Annotated in this window: 18 protein-coding genes; 8 read left to right on the top strand and 10 right to left on the bottom strand. The window is 70.6% G+C overall.

All coding sequences use genetic code 11. The annotated features are described in order from the left end of the window. Positions 1-337 precede the first annotated feature (337 nt). Positions 338-1,120 (bottom strand): AraC family transcriptional regulator, encoded by a 783-nt coding sequence (locus OG841_RS40480; protein ID WP_328636844.1) that lies wholly within the window; start codon positions 1,118-1,120, stop codon positions 338-340. Between the two features lie 70 nt (positions 1,121-1,190). On the opposite strand from OG841_RS40480, the gene OG841_RS40475 reads away from it, so the two are divergent. From OG841_RS40475 to OG841_RS40465, 3 genes are all read left to right on the top strand, one after another. Then, positions 1,191-2,012, top strand: coding sequence for a phytanoyl-CoA dioxygenase family protein (locus OG841_RS40475; RefSeq protein WP_328636845.1), 822 nt, complete (start codon positions 1,191-1,193; stop codon positions 2,010-2,012). Positions 2,013-2,026: 14 nt separating this feature from the next. Next, on the top strand, positions 2,027-2,296 hold the full coding sequence (locus OG841_RS40470; RefSeq protein ID WP_371570962.1) for a hypothetical protein: 270 nt from the start codon (positions 2,027-2,029) through the stop codon (positions 2,294-2,296). A 273-nt stretch (positions 2,297-2,569) separates the two neighbouring features. Further along, a complete protein-coding gene (locus tag OG841_RS40465; RefSeq protein ID WP_371569299.1) occupies positions 2,570-2,962 on the top strand; it encodes a PP2C family protein-serine/threonine phosphatase in 393 nt (130 codons plus the stop codon). A gap of 12 nt (positions 2,963-2,974) precedes the next feature. Here the strand turns inward: OG841_RS40465 and OG841_RS40460 are convergent, their stop codons facing one another. From OG841_RS40460 to OG841_RS40450, 3 genes are read right to left on the bottom strand one after another with little or no spacing between them, the layout of a single operon-like run. Next, positions 2,975-3,517: a hypothetical protein gene (locus OG841_RS40460; RefSeq protein WP_371569297.1), complete on the bottom strand. Its 543-nt coding sequence runs from the start codon at positions 3,515-3,517 to the stop codon at positions 2,975-2,977. Then, complete coding sequence (locus tag OG841_RS40455; RefSeq protein WP_328636850.1) at positions 3,514-4,974, bottom strand: sensor histidine kinase; 1,461 nt, start codon at positions 4,972-4,974, stop codon at positions 3,514-3,516. The genes OG841_RS40460 and OG841_RS40455 overlap by 4 nt, the downstream gene beginning before the upstream one ends. Next, positions 4,971-5,666 carry a response regulator transcription factor gene (locus OG841_RS40450; RefSeq protein WP_328636851.1) on the bottom strand — a complete coding sequence of 232 codons (696 nt, stop codon included), beginning with the start codon at positions 5,664-5,666 and terminating at the stop codon, positions 4,971-4,973. The genes OG841_RS40455 and OG841_RS40450 overlap by 4 nt, the downstream gene beginning before the upstream one ends. Before the next feature lie 173 nt (positions 5,667-5,839). Between OG841_RS40450 and OG841_RS40445 the strand changes: the two genes are divergently transcribed. The 3 genes from OG841_RS40445 (at position 5,840) to OG841_RS40435 (ending at position 11,009) form a co-directional block, all read left to right on the top strand. Beyond that, positions 5,840-6,592, top strand: coding sequence for a DUF3152 domain-containing protein (locus OG841_RS40445; RefSeq protein ID WP_371570961.1), 753 nt, complete (start codon positions 5,840-5,842; stop codon positions 6,590-6,592). A 31-nt stretch (positions 6,593-6,623) separates the two neighbouring features. After that, entirely contained in the window at positions 6,624-9,977 is a 3,354-nt protein-coding gene (locus OG841_RS40440; RefSeq protein ID WP_371569294.1) for a S8 family serine peptidase, read from the top strand. A gap of 207 nt (positions 9,978-10,184) precedes the next feature. Then, the gene (locus tag OG841_RS40435; protein ID WP_371569291.1) at positions 10,185-11,009 is read left to right on the top strand and encodes an SAM-dependent methyltransferase; all 825 of its coding nucleotides are present in this window, start codon (positions 10,185-10,187) and stop codon (positions 11,007-11,009) included. Positions 11,010-11,028: 19 nt separating this feature from the next. On the opposite strand, the gene OG841_RS40430 is transcribed toward OG841_RS40435, so the two are convergent. The 6 genes from OG841_RS40430 to OG841_RS40405 form a co-directional block, all read right to left on the bottom strand. Then, positions 11,029-11,934 carry a helix-turn-helix domain-containing protein gene (locus OG841_RS40430; protein ID WP_328636855.1) on the bottom strand — a complete coding sequence of 302 codons (906 nt, stop codon included), beginning with the start codon at positions 11,932-11,934 and terminating at the stop codon, positions 11,029-11,031. Positions 11,935-12,040: 106 nt separating this feature from the next. Beyond that, a complete protein-coding gene (locus OG841_RS40425) occupies positions 12,041-13,321 on the bottom strand; it encodes an MFS transporter (protein WP_371569287.1) in 1,281 nt (426 codons plus the stop codon). Positions 13,322-13,547: 226 nt separating this feature from the next. Then, positions 13,548-13,766: a DoxX family protein gene (locus tag OG841_RS40420; RefSeq protein ID WP_371570958.1), complete on the bottom strand. Its 219-nt coding sequence runs from the start codon at positions 13,764-13,766 to the stop codon at positions 13,548-13,550. A 120-nt stretch (positions 13,767-13,886) separates the two neighbouring features. Continuing rightward, entirely contained in the window at positions 13,887-14,477 is a 591-nt protein-coding gene (locus OG841_RS40415) for a TetR/AcrR family transcriptional regulator (RefSeq protein ID WP_328643474.1), read from the bottom strand. A gap of 55 nt (positions 14,478-14,532) precedes the next feature. After that, positions 14,533-15,630 carry a hypothetical protein gene (locus OG841_RS40410; RefSeq protein WP_328636857.1) on the bottom strand — a complete coding sequence of 366 codons (1,098 nt, stop codon included), beginning with the start codon at positions 15,628-15,630 and terminating at the stop codon, positions 14,533-14,535. Between the two features lie 124 nt (positions 15,631-15,754). After that, positions 15,755-16,570: an oxidoreductase gene (locus OG841_RS40405; protein WP_328636858.1), complete on the bottom strand. Its 816-nt coding sequence runs from the start codon at positions 16,568-16,570 to the stop codon at positions 15,755-15,757. Between the two features lie 444 nt (positions 16,571-17,014). On the opposite strand from OG841_RS40405, the gene OG841_RS40400 reads away from it, so the two are divergent. Together OG841_RS40400 and OG841_RS40395 are read left to right on the top strand one after the other, a co-directional pair. Continuing rightward, complete coding sequence (locus OG841_RS40400; protein WP_328636859.1) at positions 17,015-17,395, top strand: helix-turn-helix transcriptional regulator; 381 nt, start codon at positions 17,015-17,017, stop codon at positions 17,393-17,395. A gap of 427 nt (positions 17,396-17,822) precedes the next feature. Then, positions 17,823-19,310, top strand: coding sequence for an extracellular catalytic domain type 1 short-chain-length polyhydroxyalkanoate depolymerase (locus OG841_RS40395; protein ID WP_371569283.1), 1,488 nt, complete (start codon positions 17,823-17,825; stop codon positions 19,308-19,310). Positions 19,311-19,461 lie beyond the last annotated feature (151 nt).

The following is a 19,461-nucleotide window of genomic DNA, read 5'->3' as shown; positions in this document are numbered from 1 at the left end:
TCTACCGGAGCGCGCAGTTCCACCCGGGGGTCCGTCCTGGCGGCCGGCGCGATCGGCCCGCTCGGCACGCGCGCGCGTGCCCGCAACTCGGTGATCGTCATCCTGGTGCCGTTCGGACTGGGCCTCGGGGTGGTCCTCCTCGCCCCGTACAGACGAGGCCGAGGCCCGCGGGGTCCCGGTGCAAGGGCGGCATCCTGCTGGCCCCGGGCAGCAGCATCCCGATCAGCCCGTACGTCACGACGATGTCGTTCGTCCTCTACGTCGTCTGCGCTGCCGTCGGCCGATACCGGACCTGGCGCTGGGGCGCCCGGCGTACGGCTCGGACTTGAGGCACGCTCTATCCGTGTCCCTCCCGGACGGCCCGCGGCGACGCGCCCAGCTCCTTGCGGCAGGCCTTGTTGAAGGCCTGCAGGTCGGGGATGCCGACGGTCGCCGCGATCGCGGGGATGGCCAGTGTGGAGGCGATGAGCAGGTGCCGGGCGCGTTCCGTGCGACGGCGCCGGATGTAGGCGACGACGGTGTGTCCGGTGTCCTCGCGGAACAGCCGGGTCAGATGGGTGTGCGAGACCCCGGCGGCGCGAGCGATGCCGGGGACGCTCAGCGGCCCGGCCAGATGCTCCTCGATGTGGGCGACGGCTGTCCGCAGGGCGGGGTGCCGGGAGCCGGGACGGTTCTCGCCGGCGGCGGTCAGGCCGGTCGTGCGCCACAGCACCGTCCACAGTTCGGCGGAGGCCCGGGCCGAGGACTGCGCGCTCGCGGCGACCGTCTGCCTCAGCAGCCCGGTCAGCACCGCCGCGTCCGCCCCGGCGTCCTGCATCACCGGGACCCGGCGCCGCTCGCCGCCGCCCGGCAGCCGGAAGTGGGCGTACAGGTGCTCGCAGCGCGTCGCGCCGTAGTGGAAGTGCACCTCGGTGCCGGGCGGGACGAGGCTCACGTGCCCCGGACGGATCGGGTGCCGGGAGCCGCCCAGCTCGAGGGTGCCGGAGTAGCCGTAGAGATGGAGCTGCCACAGCCGTGGGAGCCGGAACACGTCGTGCGGGCCCGCGGAGCCGTGCACACCGACGCCGGCGTTCTCCACGTGGGGCGGCAGGTCGAGGGTGAGGTCGACGTGCTGGGTCATAGTGGAAAATTACCAGTGGTCGCCGATTACAGCCCACCACATCCCCGGTGACTGTTCCTACGGTTGCCGTATGTCAACCACACGACAGCTGCTGAGCTCCGCCCAGGTGGCGCGGTTCGTGGCCCACGGTTTCCTGCGCCTGGACGGCATCGTGCCCCGGGAGATGAACGAGGAGGCGCTCGGTGTCTTCGCCGCCGGGCTGCCCTCCGTGCCGTACGGGACTCCCGTACCGAAGGCGTTCCCCGACGGCTCATTCGCCCGCCGACTCGTCGAACTGCCCGCCGTCGCGGGGGCGTTGGAGAGTCTGGTGGGCCCGGATCCGACCGTCGACCACCACTTCGTGCACACCCGTGACCCGCGCGAGGGCAGCGCCCAGCCGCTGCACGCCGACGCCGTCATCGATCTGCGGTCCGACGCCTTCGACGTCCAGCTCATGTACTACCCGCAGGAGGTCACCGCGGAGATGGGCGGCACGCTCATCGTCCCGGGCAGCCATCTGCGCCGCACCAACGAGTCCGACACCGGCCGCTACCAGAACCTGCGCGGCCAGACCCGGCTGACCTGCCCGGCCGGCACGGTCGCGCTGCTGCACCACGGGATCTGGCACGGCGGACGGCGCAACGACAGCGACATCGTCCGCCACATGTACAAGATCCGCTTCAACCCGACCGTGCCCCAGGTGCGGCTGTGGGACACGGCGGACCTGGACGCGCCTGCCGTCCGGGAGGAACTGGGGCGCGGTTTCCCCTGGTACGAGCAGGCCACCGGCCGGCTGGAGATCCTCAACCGGATCAGGCTGTGGCGTGCCCTGACCGCCGATCCCGCATTCGACATCGAGTACTGGGCCACCCGCATCGCCAACCGGCCCGCCGCACAGAGGAGCAAGGCGTGACCCACTCGAACCCCCTGCGCCAGCAGGTTCTGGTCCTGTATCTGAACACCTCGGCGCTCGACTCGCGGGTCGTCGGCTGGGCCCGCTACGACGGCACGGGCACCACCCGCCCCACGACCGGGGACAGCGACGAGCCGCCGTACGAGACGGGCGTCGCCGCTCTGCAGGACGGCTGGCGGCTCTTCCAGGCCGCGCAGCTCGTCCCGCCGTATCCGGGAACCGAGCACGAGACGTCGTTCCTCAAGCACGAGTTCTTCTTCGAGAAGCTCGTGAGCGGCGGATGAGACCCAGCCCATAGCCTCAACATGGCAAATATGGTCCATCGCCGTAAGTGCGATGAATCGGACTTCTGCCTCTCGAGGAATCAGACCAGATGACCCACCCCCGTCTGTCCGCGCCCTCCGCCCCCTTCCTCCCCTCGGCGACGCTGCGGGAGCTGTCGGAGGCGGCCCGGGCGGCGGAGACGGGTCAGGTGCTGGACGAGCTCTGGACGGCCGGCCGGTTCCTGGACGGGACACCGGCGGCCGTCGCGGCCTGGACGCGGACCTGCGCCATGTGTGCTGGTCCTCCTGGACCCCGCCGCCGAACTCGCCGTCCTGGCCACCGCCGGCCATGTCCCGCCGCTGGTGGTGAGGCCGGGCACCGCGCCCGAACTCGCGGACCTGCCCGTCGGCCCTCCCCTCGGCACGGGCTTCGGCGGATACGAGAGCCGGCACTGCCCGCTGCCGCCGGGCACCCTGCTGCCGGCCTACACCGACGGCCTCGTGGAGCGGCGCGGCGAGGACATCGACACGGGCCTCGCCGCCCTCACCCACGCATCCGTCACCGCCGGGAACGCCCTGCCGGTCATCCTGAACACCGTCCTCGACCGGCCGGCCCCGGCCAACTCGGACGACGCCGTCACGCTTCTGGCGGCGCGCACCCTACGGGAGCCGCTCGGCCCCCGGTGACCTTTGGCCTCCTCACCGATCGGGGCAGTCCTCGTCCGACGCCGTGACCCGCCGTCCGCCGCCGTCGGTCACTTCAGCGGTGACCGTGGCGTCGGACGGACGCGTGAGGCGGTACGCGGCGGCGGCCGTGCAGACGATCTGCCGTACCCCGATGCCGCTCAACCTGTCCATGCCCGGAGGGAGTCGGATCGTCATCGCGTCCCTCTTCACCGTCACCGTCGGGGTGTCCGGCGAGGGAGGGTTCCCCGGCCCGTCGGTGGCGGGCGGCAGTGCCATGGCGGTCGGCACGCCCGGTACCTCGGTGGAGAGCCGCCCCGAACGCCCCTCCCCGGCCAGCGGACCGGCCATCAGCAGCCGCAGCGCCGCCTCGGGGTCACCGGGCAGCTCGGTCGTGCGCGGCATCGCGACGAGCGCGCCGTCCTCGACGAAGTAGACCTGCGTCATCGGGAGAGTCCCGCTCGCGGGACCGCCGGCCTCCACCACTCCGGTCGCGGGAATCCCGCAGGAGGTGAGGGCGAGGAGCGTCAGCAGCGGGACGCTGCGCAGGGCCTTCATGACGGGTTCTCCTCGGGCGACTCGTCCCGCCACAGCGGAAGTTCTACGGTGAAGACGGCGCCGCCCGCCGGGTGGTTGGCCGCGCGGACGGTGCCGCCGTGGATGCGGACGTTCTCGGCGGTGATGGACAGACCGAGGCCGCTGCCCTCCGAGCGGATCCGGGCGGTGTCCGACTTGTAGAACCGCTCGAAGACATGGGGCAGGACGTCGTGGGGGATGCCGGGGCCGCTGTCCCGTACCTCGATGACGGCCCCCGCGCCGCCGACGCTCAGACGCACCTGTACCGGGCGGGCGCCGTGCTTGAGCGCGTTGCCGACCAGGTTGGCGACGACCACGTCGACGCGGCGCGGGTCGACGCGTCCGCGTACCGCGTGCGGCGGCGGCAGATCGGTCGCCACCGTGTCCGTCCAGCCGCGGGCGGCGAGGGTGCGCCGGATCGACTCGGCGAGGTCGATCTCGTCCAGGTGCAGCACCGCGGCGCCCGCGTCGAACCGGGAGATCTCCATCAAGTCGTCGACGAGACGGGCGAGTTTGATCGTCTCTTCGCTGATGAGCCTGACCGCGGTGGCGGTGTCGGGGTCCAGCCGGGCGGCGTCCTCGTCGAGGACGTCGGTGACGGCGGACATGGCGGCGAGCGGGGTGCGCAGTTCGTGCGAGACGTCGGCCGCGAAGCGACGGGCCCGCGCCTCCATCTCGCGCAGTTCGGCCACCGATGTCTCCAGTGCGGCGGCCGTCTCGTTGAACGTGTGGGACAGGTCGGCGAGTTCGTCGGAGCCGTTGACCGCTAGCCGGGTGTCCAGGCGCCCTTCGGCGATCCTGCGGGTGGCGAACCGCAGCTTGCGCACCGGCACCAGCACCCCGCGGGCGGCGAGGAGCGCGAGTACGACAGCGAGCGCGAGGGCCACCACCATGGCCCGCTCGACAGCGGTGACCAGGGCGTCGACGTACGCCTGTTCCGTGGTCTGCGGAACGACGAGGAACACGTGGACCCCGGTGACCGCGGCAGCGGTGTCCCGGCCGCCGAAGAGGATCGACATGCCGACGACGAGGGAGGTGCGCCCCTCGCCGCGCACCCGCTGGAAGACGGTGGCCTGGCTGGACCCGACGGCCTCCCGCAGGGCGGGCGTCACCTCGGTGAAGGGGTCTCCCGGGGCGGAGGAGCCGCTGCGATCCCCGTAGGTCACCAGCACCCGCCAGCTGCCCTGCGACTCGGTGGCCGCCACGTCCTTCGCGAACTCCCGCAGCGCCGATTCCTCGGGAGGCACGGCGAGTTCGGTGGCATGTTGGTTGAGCTGGGCCCGCAGTTGCCTGATGGTGGCGTCCTGGCTCTGCTGGAGCACTCCGGTGCGCGCCTCGCGGAAGGTCAGGGCCCCGGTCGAGATGGCCGCGACGGCGGCGACGAGCCCGAAGGCCACCACCAGGCGGGCCCGCAGGCCCCGCAGCCGGCGCTTCCTCACGGCGCCGCGAAGCGGTAGCCGAAACCGCGCACGGTGTGGATGTAGCGGGGTGCGCGGGGCGGCTCGGACATCTTGGTGCGCAGTCGTTTGACGCAGGCGTCCACCAGGCGGGCGTCGCCGTGGTAGTCGTGCTCCCAGACCGCCTCCAGGAGTTGCTGACGGCTGAACACCTGGCCCGGCGAGGCGGACAGGGTGAGCAGAAGCCGTAGTTCGGAGGGGGCGAGGGCGATCGGCTCACCGTTCAGCGCGACGGTCAGGCCGGCCCGGTCGACGGCCAGGTCGCCGTAGGTGTCGATCTTCGGCAGGCCCTCGGCGCGGGGGGCGCTTCCGGACGCCCGGCGCAGGACCGCGCGTATGCGCGCGTCGAGCACACGGGCCAGGACGGGTTTGACGACGTAGTCGTCGGCGCCCGCCTCCAGGCCGACGACGATGTCCACTTCCTCTCCTCGTGCGGTCGCCATGATGATCGGCAGGGTCTGGTCGACGGCCCGTATACCCCGGCACACGTCCAGGCCGGTCATGCCGGGCAGCATCAGATCGAGGACGACGATGTCCGGCCGGAAGGCCCGCAGCCGGTCCATCCCCTCCTCGCCGGTCGCGGTGGCGGCGACGTCATGGTTCTGGCGGCGCAGGGCCAGGGCGACCCCCTCCCGCACGGCGGGGTCGTCTTCGATCAGCAGTACACGTGACATGCGCACAGTATCCACACGACCATGACCACGAGGAGGGTTATCGGTTCGTTATCTTCCGGGCCAGGTCCGATCACATGGCGATCACATCGTGAACCACCGTGACAGCGCACAAACGAAACCCCGCCGGCCGTCGTCGCCGGAAGCGCTCCGAGCGGAGCGTGAAGGGCCAACTGATGGGCGGCCTGGCCGCGTTGGTGGCCTCCGCGGCCGTCGGCGGTGCGGTGGTGGCGTGGCTGCCGTCCGACGCGAGTCGCACGTCCGCGGCCCTCTCACCCGTGGCGAGTCCGGACCCTCGCAGGACCCCTGAGTCACCGGAACCGCAAGAGTCCGGCGCGCCTCCCAGCCCCTCCACGACTCCTCTCCCCCAGAGCGGCCCGGGGACCTTCGTCACCGCGCCCGGCGGGAGCGGGCGGGTCGGCAAGGGCACGCCCCTGCGCTACCGGGTCGAAGTGGAGAAGGGCATCACGATCTCCCCCGAGGAGGTCGCCGCGCAGGTGGAGCGGACCTTGGCCGACCCGCGCGGCTGGACGGCCGACGGCCACTCGGCGTTCCAGCGGGTGTCCACTGGCCCCACCGACTTCCGGGTCCGCCTCGCCACCCCGGTGACCGTCGACAAGATCTGCGCCGAGGGCGGTCTCGACACCGGCGGCAAGGTCAACTGCAGCGTGAACCAGAACGTGATGGTCAACCTCAGACGCTGGGTGCTGGCGACCGAGTTCTACCCGAAGGACGTCGTCGGGTACCGCTCGCTGATCATCAACCACGAGGTGGGCCACTTCCTCGGCCACGGCCATGTCACCTGCCCCGGCAAGGGGCAGCCGGCCCCCGCGATGATGCAGCAGATCAAGGGCCTGCTCGGCTGCGTCCCCAATGTCTGGCCGTACGACAGCGACGGCCGTCTCCTCACGGGTCCCTCCGCCCCGTGACGCATTGATCCCCCAACTGTCAGGAGTTCAGATGGAGTTACGCATACGCCACAGACCTGCGGCCATGGCCGCGGGAGTGGCTTCCGTGACGCTGGTCCTCGCCGGTCTGCCGGCCGGCGCGGGAGCCGTCGACACCGGGGGCGGTCGTACGGCCGCCGCGGTACGGACGGTCACGCTGGTCACCGGCGACCGGGTCCTGGTCGGCGACAAGGGCCGGGTCTCCGGAGTGGAGCGGGCACCGGGCCGAAAGGACGTGCCGTTCTCGGTCCGGGAGGTCGCCGGACACACCCGGGTCGTTCCCGGCGACGCCGAACTGCTGCTCGCCCAGGGGAAGTTGGACGCGAGGCTGTTCGACGTGACCCAGCTGCTCAAGGACGGCTACGACGACGCGGGCCGGTCCGACGTACCGCTGATCGTCACGTTCAAGGGCAAAAAGACGCCCTCCATGAGCCCGTTCACCGAGGCCGGGGCCCGGATGGGCCGTGCGCTGCCGGTGGTCAACGGCAAGTCGATGCGTTCCGCCAAGAAGCGGACGGCCGACTTCTGGGACACCGTCACCGCCGGCGAGTCCGGGGCTGTCGAGAAGGTCTGGCTGGACGGCCGGCGCAAGGCCTCGCTCGACCGGAGCGTCCCGCAGATCGGCGCACCTGCCGCGTGGGCCGCCGGGTACGACGGCACCGGGGTGAAGGTCGCCGTCCTGGACACCGGAGTCGACACCTCCCACCCCGATCTGGCGGACCAGGTGGTCGAGGAGAAGGACTTCTCGGGCTCCGACGGTACCGGCGACAAGTTCGGCCACGGTACGCACGTGGCGTCCACCGTGGCCGGCACCGGCGCCAAGTCCGGGGGCAAGTACAAGGGGGTCGCGCCGGGCGCGAAGATCCTCAACGGCAAGGTCCTGGACGACACCGGCTTCGGCTCGGACTCCGGGATCATCGCCGGCATGGAGTGGGCGGTGGCCCAGAAGGCGGACGTCGTCAACCTCAGCCTCGGCGGCACCGACCTGCCGGGCACCGACCCGATGGAGGAGGCCGTGGACCGGCTCTCCGCCGATTCCGACACGCTCTTCGTCGTGGCGGCGGGCAACGAGGGCGAGTTCGGCGAGGGCACGGTCGGCTCGCCCGGCAGCGCGGACGCCGCGCTCACCGTCGGCGCGGTCGACAAGTCCGACGCGCTCGCCGACTTCTCCAGTCGCGGCCCGCGGGTCGGGGACAGCGGCGTCAAGCCGGACCTGACCGCGCCCGGTGTCGAGATCACGGCAGCGGCGGCGGCCGGCAGCCTCATCGAGAAGGAGTACCCCTCCGGCGTCCCCGGCTACGCCACCCTCGACGGTACGTCCATGGCGACCCCGCATGTCGCGGGCGCCGCCGCCCTCCTCGCCCAGCAGCATCCCGACTGGAGCGGCGAGCGCCTCAAGGCGGTCCTCACCGGTTCCGCGAAGCCGGGGACGTACAGCTCCTTCCAGCAGGGCACCGGCCGTACCGATCTGGTCCGGGCGCTGGACCAGAACGTCGTCACCGAGCAGGGGCCGCTCGACTTCGGCGAGCAGCAGTGGCCGCACGACGACGACAAGCCGTCCACCCAGCAGCTCACCTACCGCAACCTCGGCACCGAGCCGGTCACCCTCGACCTGTCCGTCGACGCCTTCGCGGTGGACGGGAAGCCCGCCGCCGAGGGCATGTTCAGCGTGTCCCCGCAGCGGATCACCGTCCCGGCGGGCGGCACCGCGAGCGCCGAGGTCACGGCGGACACCCGCGCGGGGAGCGCCGACGGCAGCTTCGGCGGTTCGGTGCAGGCCACGTCGGCCGACGGCAAGGTCCAGGTGCGGTCCGCCGTAGGTGCGGCGCGCGAGGTGGAGTCGTACAGCCTGACGCTCAAGCACATCGACGAGAACGGCCGGCCGACCGGGGACGCCGCCACCGCTGTCGCCGATTTCGACGGCGACTTCTACGCCGAGTACGCCGACGAGCAGGACGGCGAACTGACGGTGCGGCTGCCCAAGGGCGACTACATCCTCAGCGGGATCATTCACCCGGAGACCTCGTCGCCCGCCCACGGCATTCTGGTGGAGCCGAGGTTCCGGCTGGACGGCGACAGGACCGTCACCGTGGACGCCCGGCAGGCGAAGCCGGTGGACATCACCGTGCCGGACCCGACGGCCGAGAACACCGACGCCACCGTCGTGATCGGCTTCGGGCGCGGCGAGGGCAAGCGTGACGGTTCACTCCAGTACCTGATGCCGAGCTTCCAGGGCTCACGGTTCGGGCGGCTCGGCGGCGGGGAGCCCGTGGACGGGCTCAACGCCCTGTACTCCGGCGGCTGGAGCGGCCGGGGAGCGGACGGCGACCGGGTCAACTACCACGCGGCCTGGTTCCGGGAGGGCAGTGTGGACGGCTTCACCGCCAAGGTCGGGCGGAAGCAGTTGGCGAAGGTCGACCTCCAGGTGGGCGAGGCCGTCGACGGCCGCCGCGTCCAGGCCGAGGTGAGCCCGCACCTGCCCGACGGCGAACTGGTCTTCGGCTTCACCGACATGCGGGGCGACCTGCCGTTCCGGAGCACCGAGTACATCCTCGACAACGGTGTGAAGTGGTCCCTGCGCACCTGGCAGGTCTCGGGCGACAGCCAGGACTCGGTCTTCGAGAACTTCCTCATGAGGATGCCGCAGACCTGGAAGGCCGGTCACCGCTACCAGGAGCGCTTCAACGTCGGCGTCTTCGGCCCGGCACCGGCCGGCACCGGACAGCTCGGACCGGCCAGGGGCTTCCCCGGCGTCGCCCGCATGGGGAACACCGTCAGGGCGTATGTCCCGCTGTTCGGCGACGGCGCCGGACACTGGGGCACCAGCAACACCACCGCGGTGACGACCAGGCTGGAGGCGGACGGCAAGGAGATCGCCGACGACTACGGCATCCCTCCCACCGACGGGCTCACCGAGTACACGGTTCCCGCGGAGGACACCACCTACAAGCTGACGGTGGACAACTCCCGTGACCCGGCCGTGTATCCGGTCAGCACCCGGGTCCGCGCGGAGTGGACCTTCCGCTCGGCGAAGACCCCCGACGACGATTTCACCGCACTGCCGCTGTCGACGGTCCGCTACAGCCCTGACCTGACCCTGGCGAGCACGGCGAAGGCGGGCAAGCGCTTCGAGGTGCCCTTCACCGTCGAGGGCGCGGCGGCGGGACAGCGCCCGGCGAAACTCGCCTTCCAGGTGTCCTACGACGAGGGGAAGACCTGGCAGCCCGCCAAGACCGTCGGCGGCACGCACCTGTCGCTCAAGCATCCGGCGACGGCGGGCTCCGTCTCCCTGCGCGCGGAGCTGACGGACCGGGCGGGCAACACCCTGACCCAGACGATCGAAAGGGCCTACCTGACCACCCCGTAACCCCCTGTACCCACGTGCCCGGGACGGCCTCGCCGCTGTCCCGGGCAGCCGTGTTCACCTCGGCGACCAGGGCCCAACAGGCAGCAGGCCCAGGCCTGTTGGGGCCGATGATGCACATGAGGTGAGCCTCGGGGATTAACGTGGGTGTCCACGACCGGTGTTCGACCGTTCGGCGGGTTTCCCCGTCGCGCACACGCAGGAGCGTCCATGGCTGATCAGGCAGAGAACTCCGAGCAGTCCGAGCAGGAGGCCTTGCCCAAGATCGACACCTCTGTGCCGCAGTCGGCCCGGATCTGGAACTACTGGCTGGGCGGGAAGGACAACTACGAGGTCGACCGGGTGGCCGGTGACGCCTTCTGCGAGATCTTCCCCGGCATCGAGACCGGCGCCCGCGCGGCGCGGTACTTCCTCGCCCGCGCCGTCCGTCATCTGGCCGGTGAGGAGGGCGTCCGGCAGTTCCTGGACATAGGCACCGGGCTGCCGAACGTCGACAACACCCACCAGATCGCCCAGCGGGTGGCCCCGGAGTCCCGGATCGTCTACGTCGACAACGACCCGCTGGTGCTGGCCCACGCCCGCGCGCTGCTCACCAGCACCCCGGAGGGGGTCACCAACTACGTCGACGCCGACCTGCGCGACCCCGCCACGATCCTGCGGGAGGCCGGGAAGACCCTGGACTTCGACAAGCCCGTCGCCCTCATGCTGATGGGCATCCTCGGCCACATCGAGGACCACGACGAGGCGTGCGCGATCGTGCGGGAGCTGGTGGCCGGGCTGCCCTCCGGCAGCTTCCTCGTGCAGTACGACAGCACCGCCACCAGCGAGGCCTACGTCCAGGCGATCCAGCAGTACAACGAGGGCGGTTCGCTCCCCTACATCCTGCGCAGCCCCGAGCAGCTCGCGCGTTACTTCGACGGACTGGAGCTGCTCGAACCGGGCGTGGCGTCGTGCTCGCGCTGGCGCCCCGACACCGAGGCGCTGGGGCTTCCCGCGGAGGTGCACCAGTACGGCGGTGTGGCTCGCAAGGGCTGAGACCGCTCCCGGCCTGGGATCAGGTCTCCTGGAGGATGCGGTGCAGGATCGTGGGCGTCTCGTCCGGTGACTCGGCCTCGACCGACAGGCGGTTCATGGCGTCCCAGTAGCACTCGATCTCGGCGGGACGGTCGGGATAGAGGCCGGTGGCGAGTTGTTCGAGGTAGACGACATCGGGCAACTCGCTGCCGGGCAGCCGCACGATGGTGATCGGGCCGCCCTCCGCCGAGTGGCCGCCGGTGAGGAACGGCAGGATCTGGACGGAGACCTGCGGGAGCCGGCAGATCTCGATGAGGTGCCTGAGCTGGGCGCGCATCGTGGAGCTGCCGCCCACGGGCCGCCGCAGCGCCGCCTCGTCGAGCACGGCCCAGAGCGTGGTCGCCGGCTGCCTGTGCAGGATCCGCTGGCGTGACATCCGTAACGCGACACGTCGTTCTATCTCCGCCGGGGACGCGTCCGCGTGGGCGAGCCGGAGGGAGGCACGGGCGTAGTCGGGGGTCTGCAGCAGGACGGGAACACGCTGGACCTCGAAACAGCGGACGAGACTCGCCGCCTGTTCGGCAGCGAGATAGGTCTGCGTCCAGGCAGGCACGACATCGTTGAAGTACTGCCACCAGGCGGGGGTGTTGGACTCCTCGACCAAGGTCAGCAGGGTGGCGCGTTCGGCCTCGTCCGTGACGCCGTAGAGAGTGAGCAGATCCTCCACGTCCCGCAGTTTGAAGCCGTGACGGCCGGCCTCCATACGGCTGATCTTCGACCGTGAGCCGCGGATGACATGCCCCGCGTCCTCACGGGAGACCCCGTGCTCCTCCCGCAGCCTGCGCAGCCGCGCGCCCAGCAGCAGCCGCGGCACCATGGGCCCTGCGGACCGCCCGCCCAGGATCCCGCTGTCGATCGGTGTTCCCGCGGACTCATGGGCACCCATGGGCATTGCTCCCTGCGGTGAAACTCGACTGTGCACACGTACAGACACTGCGAGTTGCCATCGTAGGGGCTGACGGCCCGGCCCGTACCGGTACGTGGAAGCGGGCCTACGCGCTGTCGACCGCCGCGGTGCTCGGGGCCGGGCCGCCCGGGGTACCCGTGGCGCCCGAGCCGCCGAACCGGATGCCCTTGGCCTCCTTGCCGACGGCGCTCAGCACGATCACCACCGCCAGGGCCGGCACCACGGTCCACGCCATCGCCGCCGGATAGCCGTGCCGTTCGGCGAGGGCTTCCTGGATGGGCAGGTTGAGTGCCGCGATCAGGTTCCCCAGCTGATAGGTGACACCGGGGTAGAAGCCCCGGATCGCGTCCGGGCTCATCTCGGTCAGGTGCGCGGGGATCACGCCCCAGGCTCCCTGGACGCACATCTGCATCAGGAAGGAGGAGAGCATCAGCCAGCCCACGGTCGTCGACAGCACGAAGAAGGGCACCACGACCAGACCACCGGCCGCCGCGATCATGATCGTGCGACGGCGCCCCAGCCTCTCGGAGAAGGCACCGAGCAGCGCGCCTCCGATCATGGCGCCGATGTTGTAGACGACGGCGATGGCGATGGAGGTGTCCGGGGACAGACCCAGGCCCTTCTTGACGAAGGTCGGATAGATGTCCTGGGTGCCGTGCGACATCCAGTTGAAGGCGGTCATCAGCGCCACGAGGTACACGAAGCGCTTCAGCACGGCCGGGTCCCTGAACACCCGGTACGCGGGGGTGCGGTTGAGCTTGACGCTCTTCTCCCACACCTCGCTCTCCTCCACCCGGCTGCGCACCCACAGGGCGACCAGGGCGGGCACCAGACTGAAGGCGAACAACCCGCGCCAGCCGAAGACGGGTTCGATAACGAAGAACGCCACGGCGGCGAGCAGATACCCCAGCGAGTAGCCGCTCTGCAGCAGGCCCGACCAGAAGCCGCGCCGCTCGGCGGGGATCTTCTCCATGGCGAGCGCCGCGCCCAGGCCCCACTCGCCGCCCATGCCGATGCCGTACAGCAGACGCAGCACCAGCAGCACGGCGTAGTTGGGCGCGAAGGCGCAGGCGAATCCGACGATCGAGTAGAAGACCACGTCGACCATGAGCGGGAGCCGGCGGCCCCTGCGGTCCGCCCACATGCCGAAGACGAAGGCCCCGACCGGCCGCATCACGAGCGTGGCGGTGGTGAGGAAGGCCATGTCGGTGAGGGAGACATCGAAGTCGTCGGCTATCTCGCTGTAGACGAGGACCACAAGGAAGTAGTCGAACGCGTCCATCGCCCATCCCAGATAGGCGGCGACGAACGCGTTGCGCTGGTCCTTGGTGAGCCCCTTCGCCTGTTCCCGAACGGTATTCAGCATGCCGGCCCTTCCCACGGTTTCGCAGGTGAGGCTAGGTCCGGGCAACGACGCGAACAACGTATGAGGAGCAAAGCAAGAGCCACAATTGTGTCAAGCCGAGGGCCAGTTCCCGGCGCAGCACGCAGGAAGCTGCGGGTGGCGACGGCATGTGCGCGGCCGGCCGGCGCTGCTCGGCGGGGGTCGACGTGCGCCGTCGGAACCGTCGACGTCACGTGGTGGCGCACGATCAGACCGTCGCGACCCCCAGTACCAGCGGCGCCACGGCAAGGAGCATGATGACGGCCGGGGTGGCGCTTCCCTTCTTGTCGCCTCCACGGACGTGCGTCATCACGGCGCCCAGGAAGTACAGGACGACACCGGTCGCCGCCGCGATGCCCAACGGTCGGTAGGCGATGCCGGCGAGCAGCCCCAGAGCGCCCGCGATCTTGACCAGGCCGAGAGGCAGGAGCAGTTGTCGGGCACCCCGAGCGCCTAGAGCCCGTCCGTGATCTTCGGGTCGCGGGTGATGTCGGGAACGGCGGAGAAGACCAGCAGCAGGGACAGCACGACGGCGACGATGGCGTAGTCAGTTGTGCTGTTCGGCGTCTATCAGGGCGAGGGCGTTGTCGATGCCCTGTTCGAGGAGTTGGTCGGCGAGTTGCCGGTCGGTGAGGGCGCGGGAGAGTTGCAGGGTGCCGGCCATCATGCCGAGGAGGCTGAGTGACTTCGGGCGTGCCGAGGGCGGGTCGCGGGGTGCCAGGCGGGCGGCGAAGCCGTCGATGAGGGTCAGCGCGCCATCGGTGTACGCCTGCTTGGTGCGATCCGTGGAGCGTCCGATCTCGTCGAGCAGGGCGGCGTTGGGGCAGCCGTCCTCGACGCTGTCGCGCTGTCGGGGGGAGAAGTACCAGCGGATGATCTGTTCGAGTCCGGCGCGGCCGGGGGCTGCCTGCGCGACGATGTTCTCGTGCTGGGCGCGCAACTGGTCGGCGACCGCGGTGGCGACGAGGTCGTCCTTGGAGGCGAAGTAGGCGTAGAAGGTGCCTCCTGTCAGGCCCGCGTCCTTCATGAGCGTCGCGACTCCGGAGCCGTCGATGCCGTTGCGCTTGAGCCGGCGGCCGGCCGTCGTGATGATCCGCTGCCGTGTCTGGTGTTTGTGTTCTTTCGGGTACCGCACGATGCGTTCCTCCATCGCGGCAGCCGGGGCGTGCGCCCCGGCTGCCATCCTGGTCGGGTCAGTGGGTCGCGCCTGCGAGGAGGGCGGGGAAGTTGATCCTGGCGGTCTGCAGTTTCGGGTCGTGCGGGTCGGGGACACCGCCGTCGGTGATGTACAGGCGATCGCCGCGCACCGCGGTCGCTGAGGGCGAGGCGAGGCCGTCCGCGCTGGTCAGGACGGGCTTGTAGGTGCCGTTCGGGTAGATGACCACGACCCTGTCCGGGCCGTTGTTCGAGGAGGAGCCGTTTTGCGCGGCGAACACCACATCGGAGAACGGGGTCAGGAAGCTGAGGTCGTCGATGTTGGGCAGGCCGCCGGTGACCTGGCGGATGGCGCCGGGCGCGCCGGCGGAGGTGATCGGCACGCGCAGCAGGGTTCCCTTGTTGAAGTTGCTGATCCACAGGGCGCCGTTGTGGAACCTGAGTCCGTTGGCGCCGATCGGCAGGGCTTCGGTGGGCACCGGGGCGAGAGCGGCGTCGGTCAGCCACGGCGTCGCCGATCCGCCGGCGACCGGAACGGACCAGATGATGCCCTTGAGGCTGTCCGCGATGTAGAGGGTGCGTCCGGCCGCATCGACGGCCAGCCCGTTGGGGCCCGAGTCGGCGGGCAGAGCGGCGACGCGCTGCGGGGTGCCGTCGCCGAGCAGCTTGTACACGCCGTTGCGGTCCGCGTTGCCCGGCGCCCACAACGCGTAGTAGACGGTTCCGTCACTGCCGCGGGCGTTGCCGCTGATCGCCTCGCCCACCTGCCCGGTGGCAAGCACCGTGCGCTCTCCGGAGGCGGAGATGCGCATCAGCTCCGGACCGTGGGTGCGCTGGCACACCGCGCAGCTGCCGAGCATGGACAGGGTCACCGAGCCGTCGGGGTTGGCGGTGATGTTCTCGGGGATCTCGCCGGCCGCGAAGTCGAACCTCGCCGCGGTCTGTACGTCGGTGACCACGGACCCGCCGTACGAGTGCCCGCCGTACGAGCCTCCCGTCCATGCGGACGCGGACGGCGCCGACGCCAGGACGGCCACCGTCGCGGTGACCGCCAGCGCGACGGCGACCTTCTTCTTCAGCAAACGCTGTGCGCCGAGTGCGCTGCGCCGGGCCGTGTGCTGGGGTTGCCGCTGCATGGACTCTCCTAGGCAAATCAACAAGCGAGTGGTCAATCGGGTGACTGATCAATGGGCGCGGGGAGACATCGGGGAGGTCGCGGAGGTCGAGCAGCATGAGCGCCCGTGAAGCCGGACCGGGGGGTCAGCCGGGCAGGCGGTTGTTCTTGCGGATCTGCTTGTCGAACGTGCCGGCCGGGACGAGGCGACGCGCGGTGGTGACGCGTGAGGCCAGCGGGCCGGCGGTGTAGCGCAGCTTCGGCTTCTTGTCGGTGGCCGCTGTGACGATCACCTTGGCCACGACGGCGGGATCGTCACCGGCCTTCATCGCCTCCGCGATCACCTCGTCGAAGACGCGCCGGCGCTCCGTGTACAAGGGCAGCGGGGTGTCGGGCTGTGCGGCGTTGGTGTCGAAACTGGTCTTGGTGTAGGCGGGCTGGACGAGCAGGACCCGCACGCCGTGCTCGCGGACCTCGTGGTCCAGCGACTCGGAGTAGCCCTCGATGGCGTGCTTCGAGGCGACGTAGAGGGCCATGAAGGGCTGGGGGGCGACGCCGAGGACGGACGAGATGTTGATGACGCGTCCGCCGCCCCGGGCGCGCATGTGCGGCAGGACGGCCTTCGTCATACGGATGACACCCAGGACGTTGATGTTCAGGACGTTCTGGGCCTGGGCGACGGAGTTCTCCTCGACGGCGCCCGACGCGCCGATGCCGGCGTTGTTGACCAGGACGTCGATGCGGCCGAACCGGTCGATCACCTCTGCGACCGCGGCAGTGGCCGACTCGTCACTGCCCACGTCGAGATCGAGGTACGTCACGCCTGCGGGCGGGGTGAGCCCGGAGGTCTTGCGGCCGGTTCCGATCACCTCGAACCCCGCCTCGACGAGGGCGCGGGCCGTCTCCTTGCCGATCCCGGATGAGGCACCCGTCACGAGTGCCACCGGTCGAGTTGTCGCCATCACGAGCTCCCTGATTTTGAAGTACGTTCGTATGCCTTACGTTCGTATGACCATAGGACCGTTGCCGTGTCGATGGCAAGTGGTCACGCCCGGCGATCCGAGAAAGATCTGAGCTCTCAGCCGCCCGGAGGGGGCGCGGGTGGGCCGGACACCGGCCTGGGCGGACACGGTCCGTACTTGGCCACGGGTCTGGCTGAACGGCTGGCCGGTCCGTTCGACGAGCGTCGGCCCGGCCGCCCGCCGGTCGCCGGTGTCGAACAGATGGAGGCCGTTGTGATCGTGGCGTCGGCGGTGATCCGAAGGCGTCATCCGCTGGTCGCGAACGGGGCTTCGCCATCGGTGTGCACCGGCTCTCCCGATGTGCGGCGCCGATGCAGTGGCCCAAGCGGAGTTCCAGCTCCTCGGGACCCGTTTCGGCAGCGAGCTTCTCGAACCGGGGCAGGAATGCCTGGGCCCGGCGAGTGGCTACGGCGGGCCGGTCGCCGTATCGACGCCCGGACACAACCGGCCGAAGCCGCGGAGATCTTCCGGCGCCTGGACGCGGCGCCCCTGCTCGCCCGCGCCCGGGCCGAACAGGAACTGACCGGGCAGCACCTGCGCCGCGACTCCGCACCGGCCCGGGAGAGCATCCTCACGGCACAGGAGTTGCGAGTCGCACGGCTGGCCGCGCAGGGGCTCACCAACCGGGAGATCGGGGCACAGCTGTTGATCAGTCCTCGTACAGTGGGTCATCACCTGGCCAACGTGTTCCCCAAGCTCGGTATCGTCTCGCGCGCCGATCTCGCGCGCATCGACTTCGGCAACGGGTTGCATCTGATCGGCTGACCGTCCGCCTTCGGTGGCGGCGCCGGCGCCCTTGTTCGGCTGGACGACGATCAGCCCCTGCGGCGAGGGTCGCCGTATCTCGGCGGTGACCTCCTGCATGCGGGAGTTCACCACCATCCGGGCGTCGGCAGTTCTCGAGTCGCCGCTGCCGTGGGCAAGCGGCGCAAGGTGCGTCACCGCGTGTCGCGACTCGGCCTCGGACGGGTCGGCCAACCACCGTCAGCCTGTCGGCGATGGTGCGGGACACCACCCCGGACGGGAGACACGTCCCCTGCACGGCCGAGCGCGAGAGCGACTATGGGCGGCCGTCACACAACGCTTCACTCGGTCCTGGCTGTTCAGCCCATGCCAAGGCCGGCGGGTGCGCCCCGATGATGCACGGCACACCGACCAACGGGCCCCGCCCGGAGATCAGGAGGCAGTCGTCATGGGACCGTCGCATCCTCCGTTCCGCTTCACGAAGGGCCGCCGCCTCGTCAGAGGCGTCCGCCGCCGGGTCGCCGCCGCCGCGGGCACTCTGGCCCTCACAGCCGGCCTGGTCGCCATGGGCCCGCAGGCGTCCACCGCGGGTCTGACCCAGGTCACCGGCTTCGGAACCAACCCCGGCAACCTGTCCATGTACGCCTATGCGCCGGACGCCCTGCCGTCCGGCGCCCCGCTCGTGATCGCCCTGCACGGCTGCACACAGAGTGCGAGCGACTACTACGCCCACTCCGGCTGGCCGACGTTCGCCGACCGCTACGGCTTCGCGCTGGTCCTCCCCCAGACGAGCAGCGCCAACAACGCCAACTCCTGCTTCAACTGGTTTGATCCAGGGGACAGTTCGCGCGGTCGGGGCGAGGCACTGTCGATCAGGCAGATGGTCGACAAGGCCGTCTCGCAGTACGGCAGCGACAGCCGACAGGTCTACGTCACGGGTCTGTCCGCCGGCGGCGGCATGACCGCGAACCTGCTGGCCGCGTACCCCGACGTCTTCGCGGGCGGGGCCATCGACTCCGGTCTGCCCGCGTACTGCGCGACCACCGTGCCCGCGGCGTACACCTGCATGTACAGCCCACCGGACAGGACCCCCGCCCAGTGGGGCGACCTGGTGCGCTCCGCCGCTCCCGTCGGCACCACGTCCTGGCCGCGCGTCGCGATCTGGCAGGGCTCCGCCGACACCACGGTCCGGCCCGCCAACGCCACGGAGCTGCGCGACCAGTGGACCGACGTGTGGGGCATCGGCCAGACGCCTTCGCGCACGGAAAGCCTGAGCGGGGGCACCACACTGACCACCTACGACGACGCCTCCGGCCGACCCGCGGTCGAGGTCTACTCGGTCGCCGGTATGGCGCACGGGCTCGCGGTCGACCCGGGCAGCGGCACCGAGCAGTGCGGCGCCACCGGCACGTACTACCTCGACACCATCTGCTCCAGCTACCACACCGTCCGCTTCTGGGGCCTCGACGGCCACGACCAGGGCACCGGTGCCCTGCCCGCGCCCACGGGACTGACGGTCACCGGGACCACCGACACCACCACGGCCCTGAGCTGGAACGCGGCGCCCGACGCGGCCTCGTACGCCGTCTACCGAGACGGCTCGAAGGTGGGCACCACGGAGTCGACCGCCTACACCGACACCAGCCTGACCGCAGGCACGACGTACGGCTACACCGTGGCGGCCGTGGACGCGGCGGGCGCGGCGGGGGCGGTCTCCGCCGCGGTGACCGCATCCACCACCGGGTTCACACCCACGTGTCACACGTCGAGCACCTACGACCACACGGTCGCCGGACGCGCGCATCAGAGCGGCGGCCAGACCTATGCCAACGGCTCCGACGAGCCCATGGGGCTGTGGAACACCTTCAACGGGCACACCCTCGAGCAGACCGCGCCCGGCTACTACGTCGTAGCGGACTCCGGCTGCCCGGCCTGATCCCGGCCCGTCGATACATCGGGTGTATTTGGAGACGCACACCCACCCCTCTCACTCCATATTCACGCGCCAGCGCACACGGTGCGGTCGAAGTCATTGACTCCTCCGATGTATTGGTGTTCCCTCCCGACCGGATCGACCTCCCCTCCCG

This window comes from Streptomyces canus (assembly GCF_041435015.1).
GTDB classification, from domain to species: domain Bacteria; phylum Actinomycetota; class Actinomycetes; order Streptomycetales; family Streptomycetaceae; genus Streptomyces; species Streptomyces canus_G.
Note: the sequence above shows the minus strand (reverse complement) of the source record. Positions and strands in the feature narration are given on the sequence as shown.

Coding starts and splice junctions, on each gene's coding strand:
- OG841_RS40460 (WP_371569297.1), bottom strand. CDS start 3,517: ATGAAGGCCCTGCGCAGCGTCCCGCTGCTGACGCTCCTCGCCCTCACC.
- OG841_RS40445 (WP_371570961.1), top strand. CDS start 5,840: ATGGGCGGCCTGGCCGCGTTGGTGGCCTCCGCGGCCGTCGGCGGTGCG.
- OG841_RS40395 (WP_371569283.1), top strand. CDS start 17,823: ATGGGACCGTCGCATCCTCCGTTCCGCTTCACGAAGGGCCGCCGCCTC.
- OG841_RS40400 (WP_328636859.1), top strand. CDS start 17,015: ATGCCTGGGCCCGGCGAGTGGCTACGGCGGGCCGGTCGCCGTATCGAC.
- OG841_RS40475 (WP_328636845.1), top strand. CDS start 1,191: ATGTCAACCACACGACAGCTGCTGAGCTCCGCCCAGGTGGCGCGGTTC.
- OG841_RS40450 (WP_328636851.1), bottom strand. CDS start 5,666: ATGTCACGTGTACTGCTGATCGAAGACGACCCCGCCGTGCGGGAGGGG.
- OG841_RS40405 (WP_328636858.1), bottom strand. CDS start 16,570: ATGGCGACAACTCGACCGGTGGCACTCGTGACGGGTGCCTCATCCGGG.
- OG841_RS40480 (WP_328636844.1), bottom strand. CDS start 1,120: ATGACCCAGCACGTCGACCTCACCCTCGACCTGCCGCCCCACGTGGAG.
- OG841_RS40435 (WP_371569291.1), top strand. CDS start 10,185: ATGGCTGATCAGGCAGAGAACTCCGAGCAGTCCGAGCAGGAGGCCTTG.
- OG841_RS40410 (WP_328636857.1), bottom strand. CDS start 15,630: ATGCAGCGGCAACCCCAGCACACGGCCCGGCGCAGCGCACTCGGCGCA.
- OG841_RS40440 (WP_371569294.1), top strand. CDS start 6,624: ATGGAGTTACGCATACGCCACAGACCTGCGGCCATGGCCGCGGGAGTG.
- OG841_RS40430 (WP_328636855.1), bottom strand. CDS start 11,934: ATGGGTGCCCATGAGTCCGCGGGAACACCGATCGACAGCGGGATCCTG.
- OG841_RS40425 (WP_371569287.1), bottom strand. CDS start 13,321: ATGCTGAATACCGTTCGGGAACAGGCGAAGGGGCTCACCAAGGACCAG.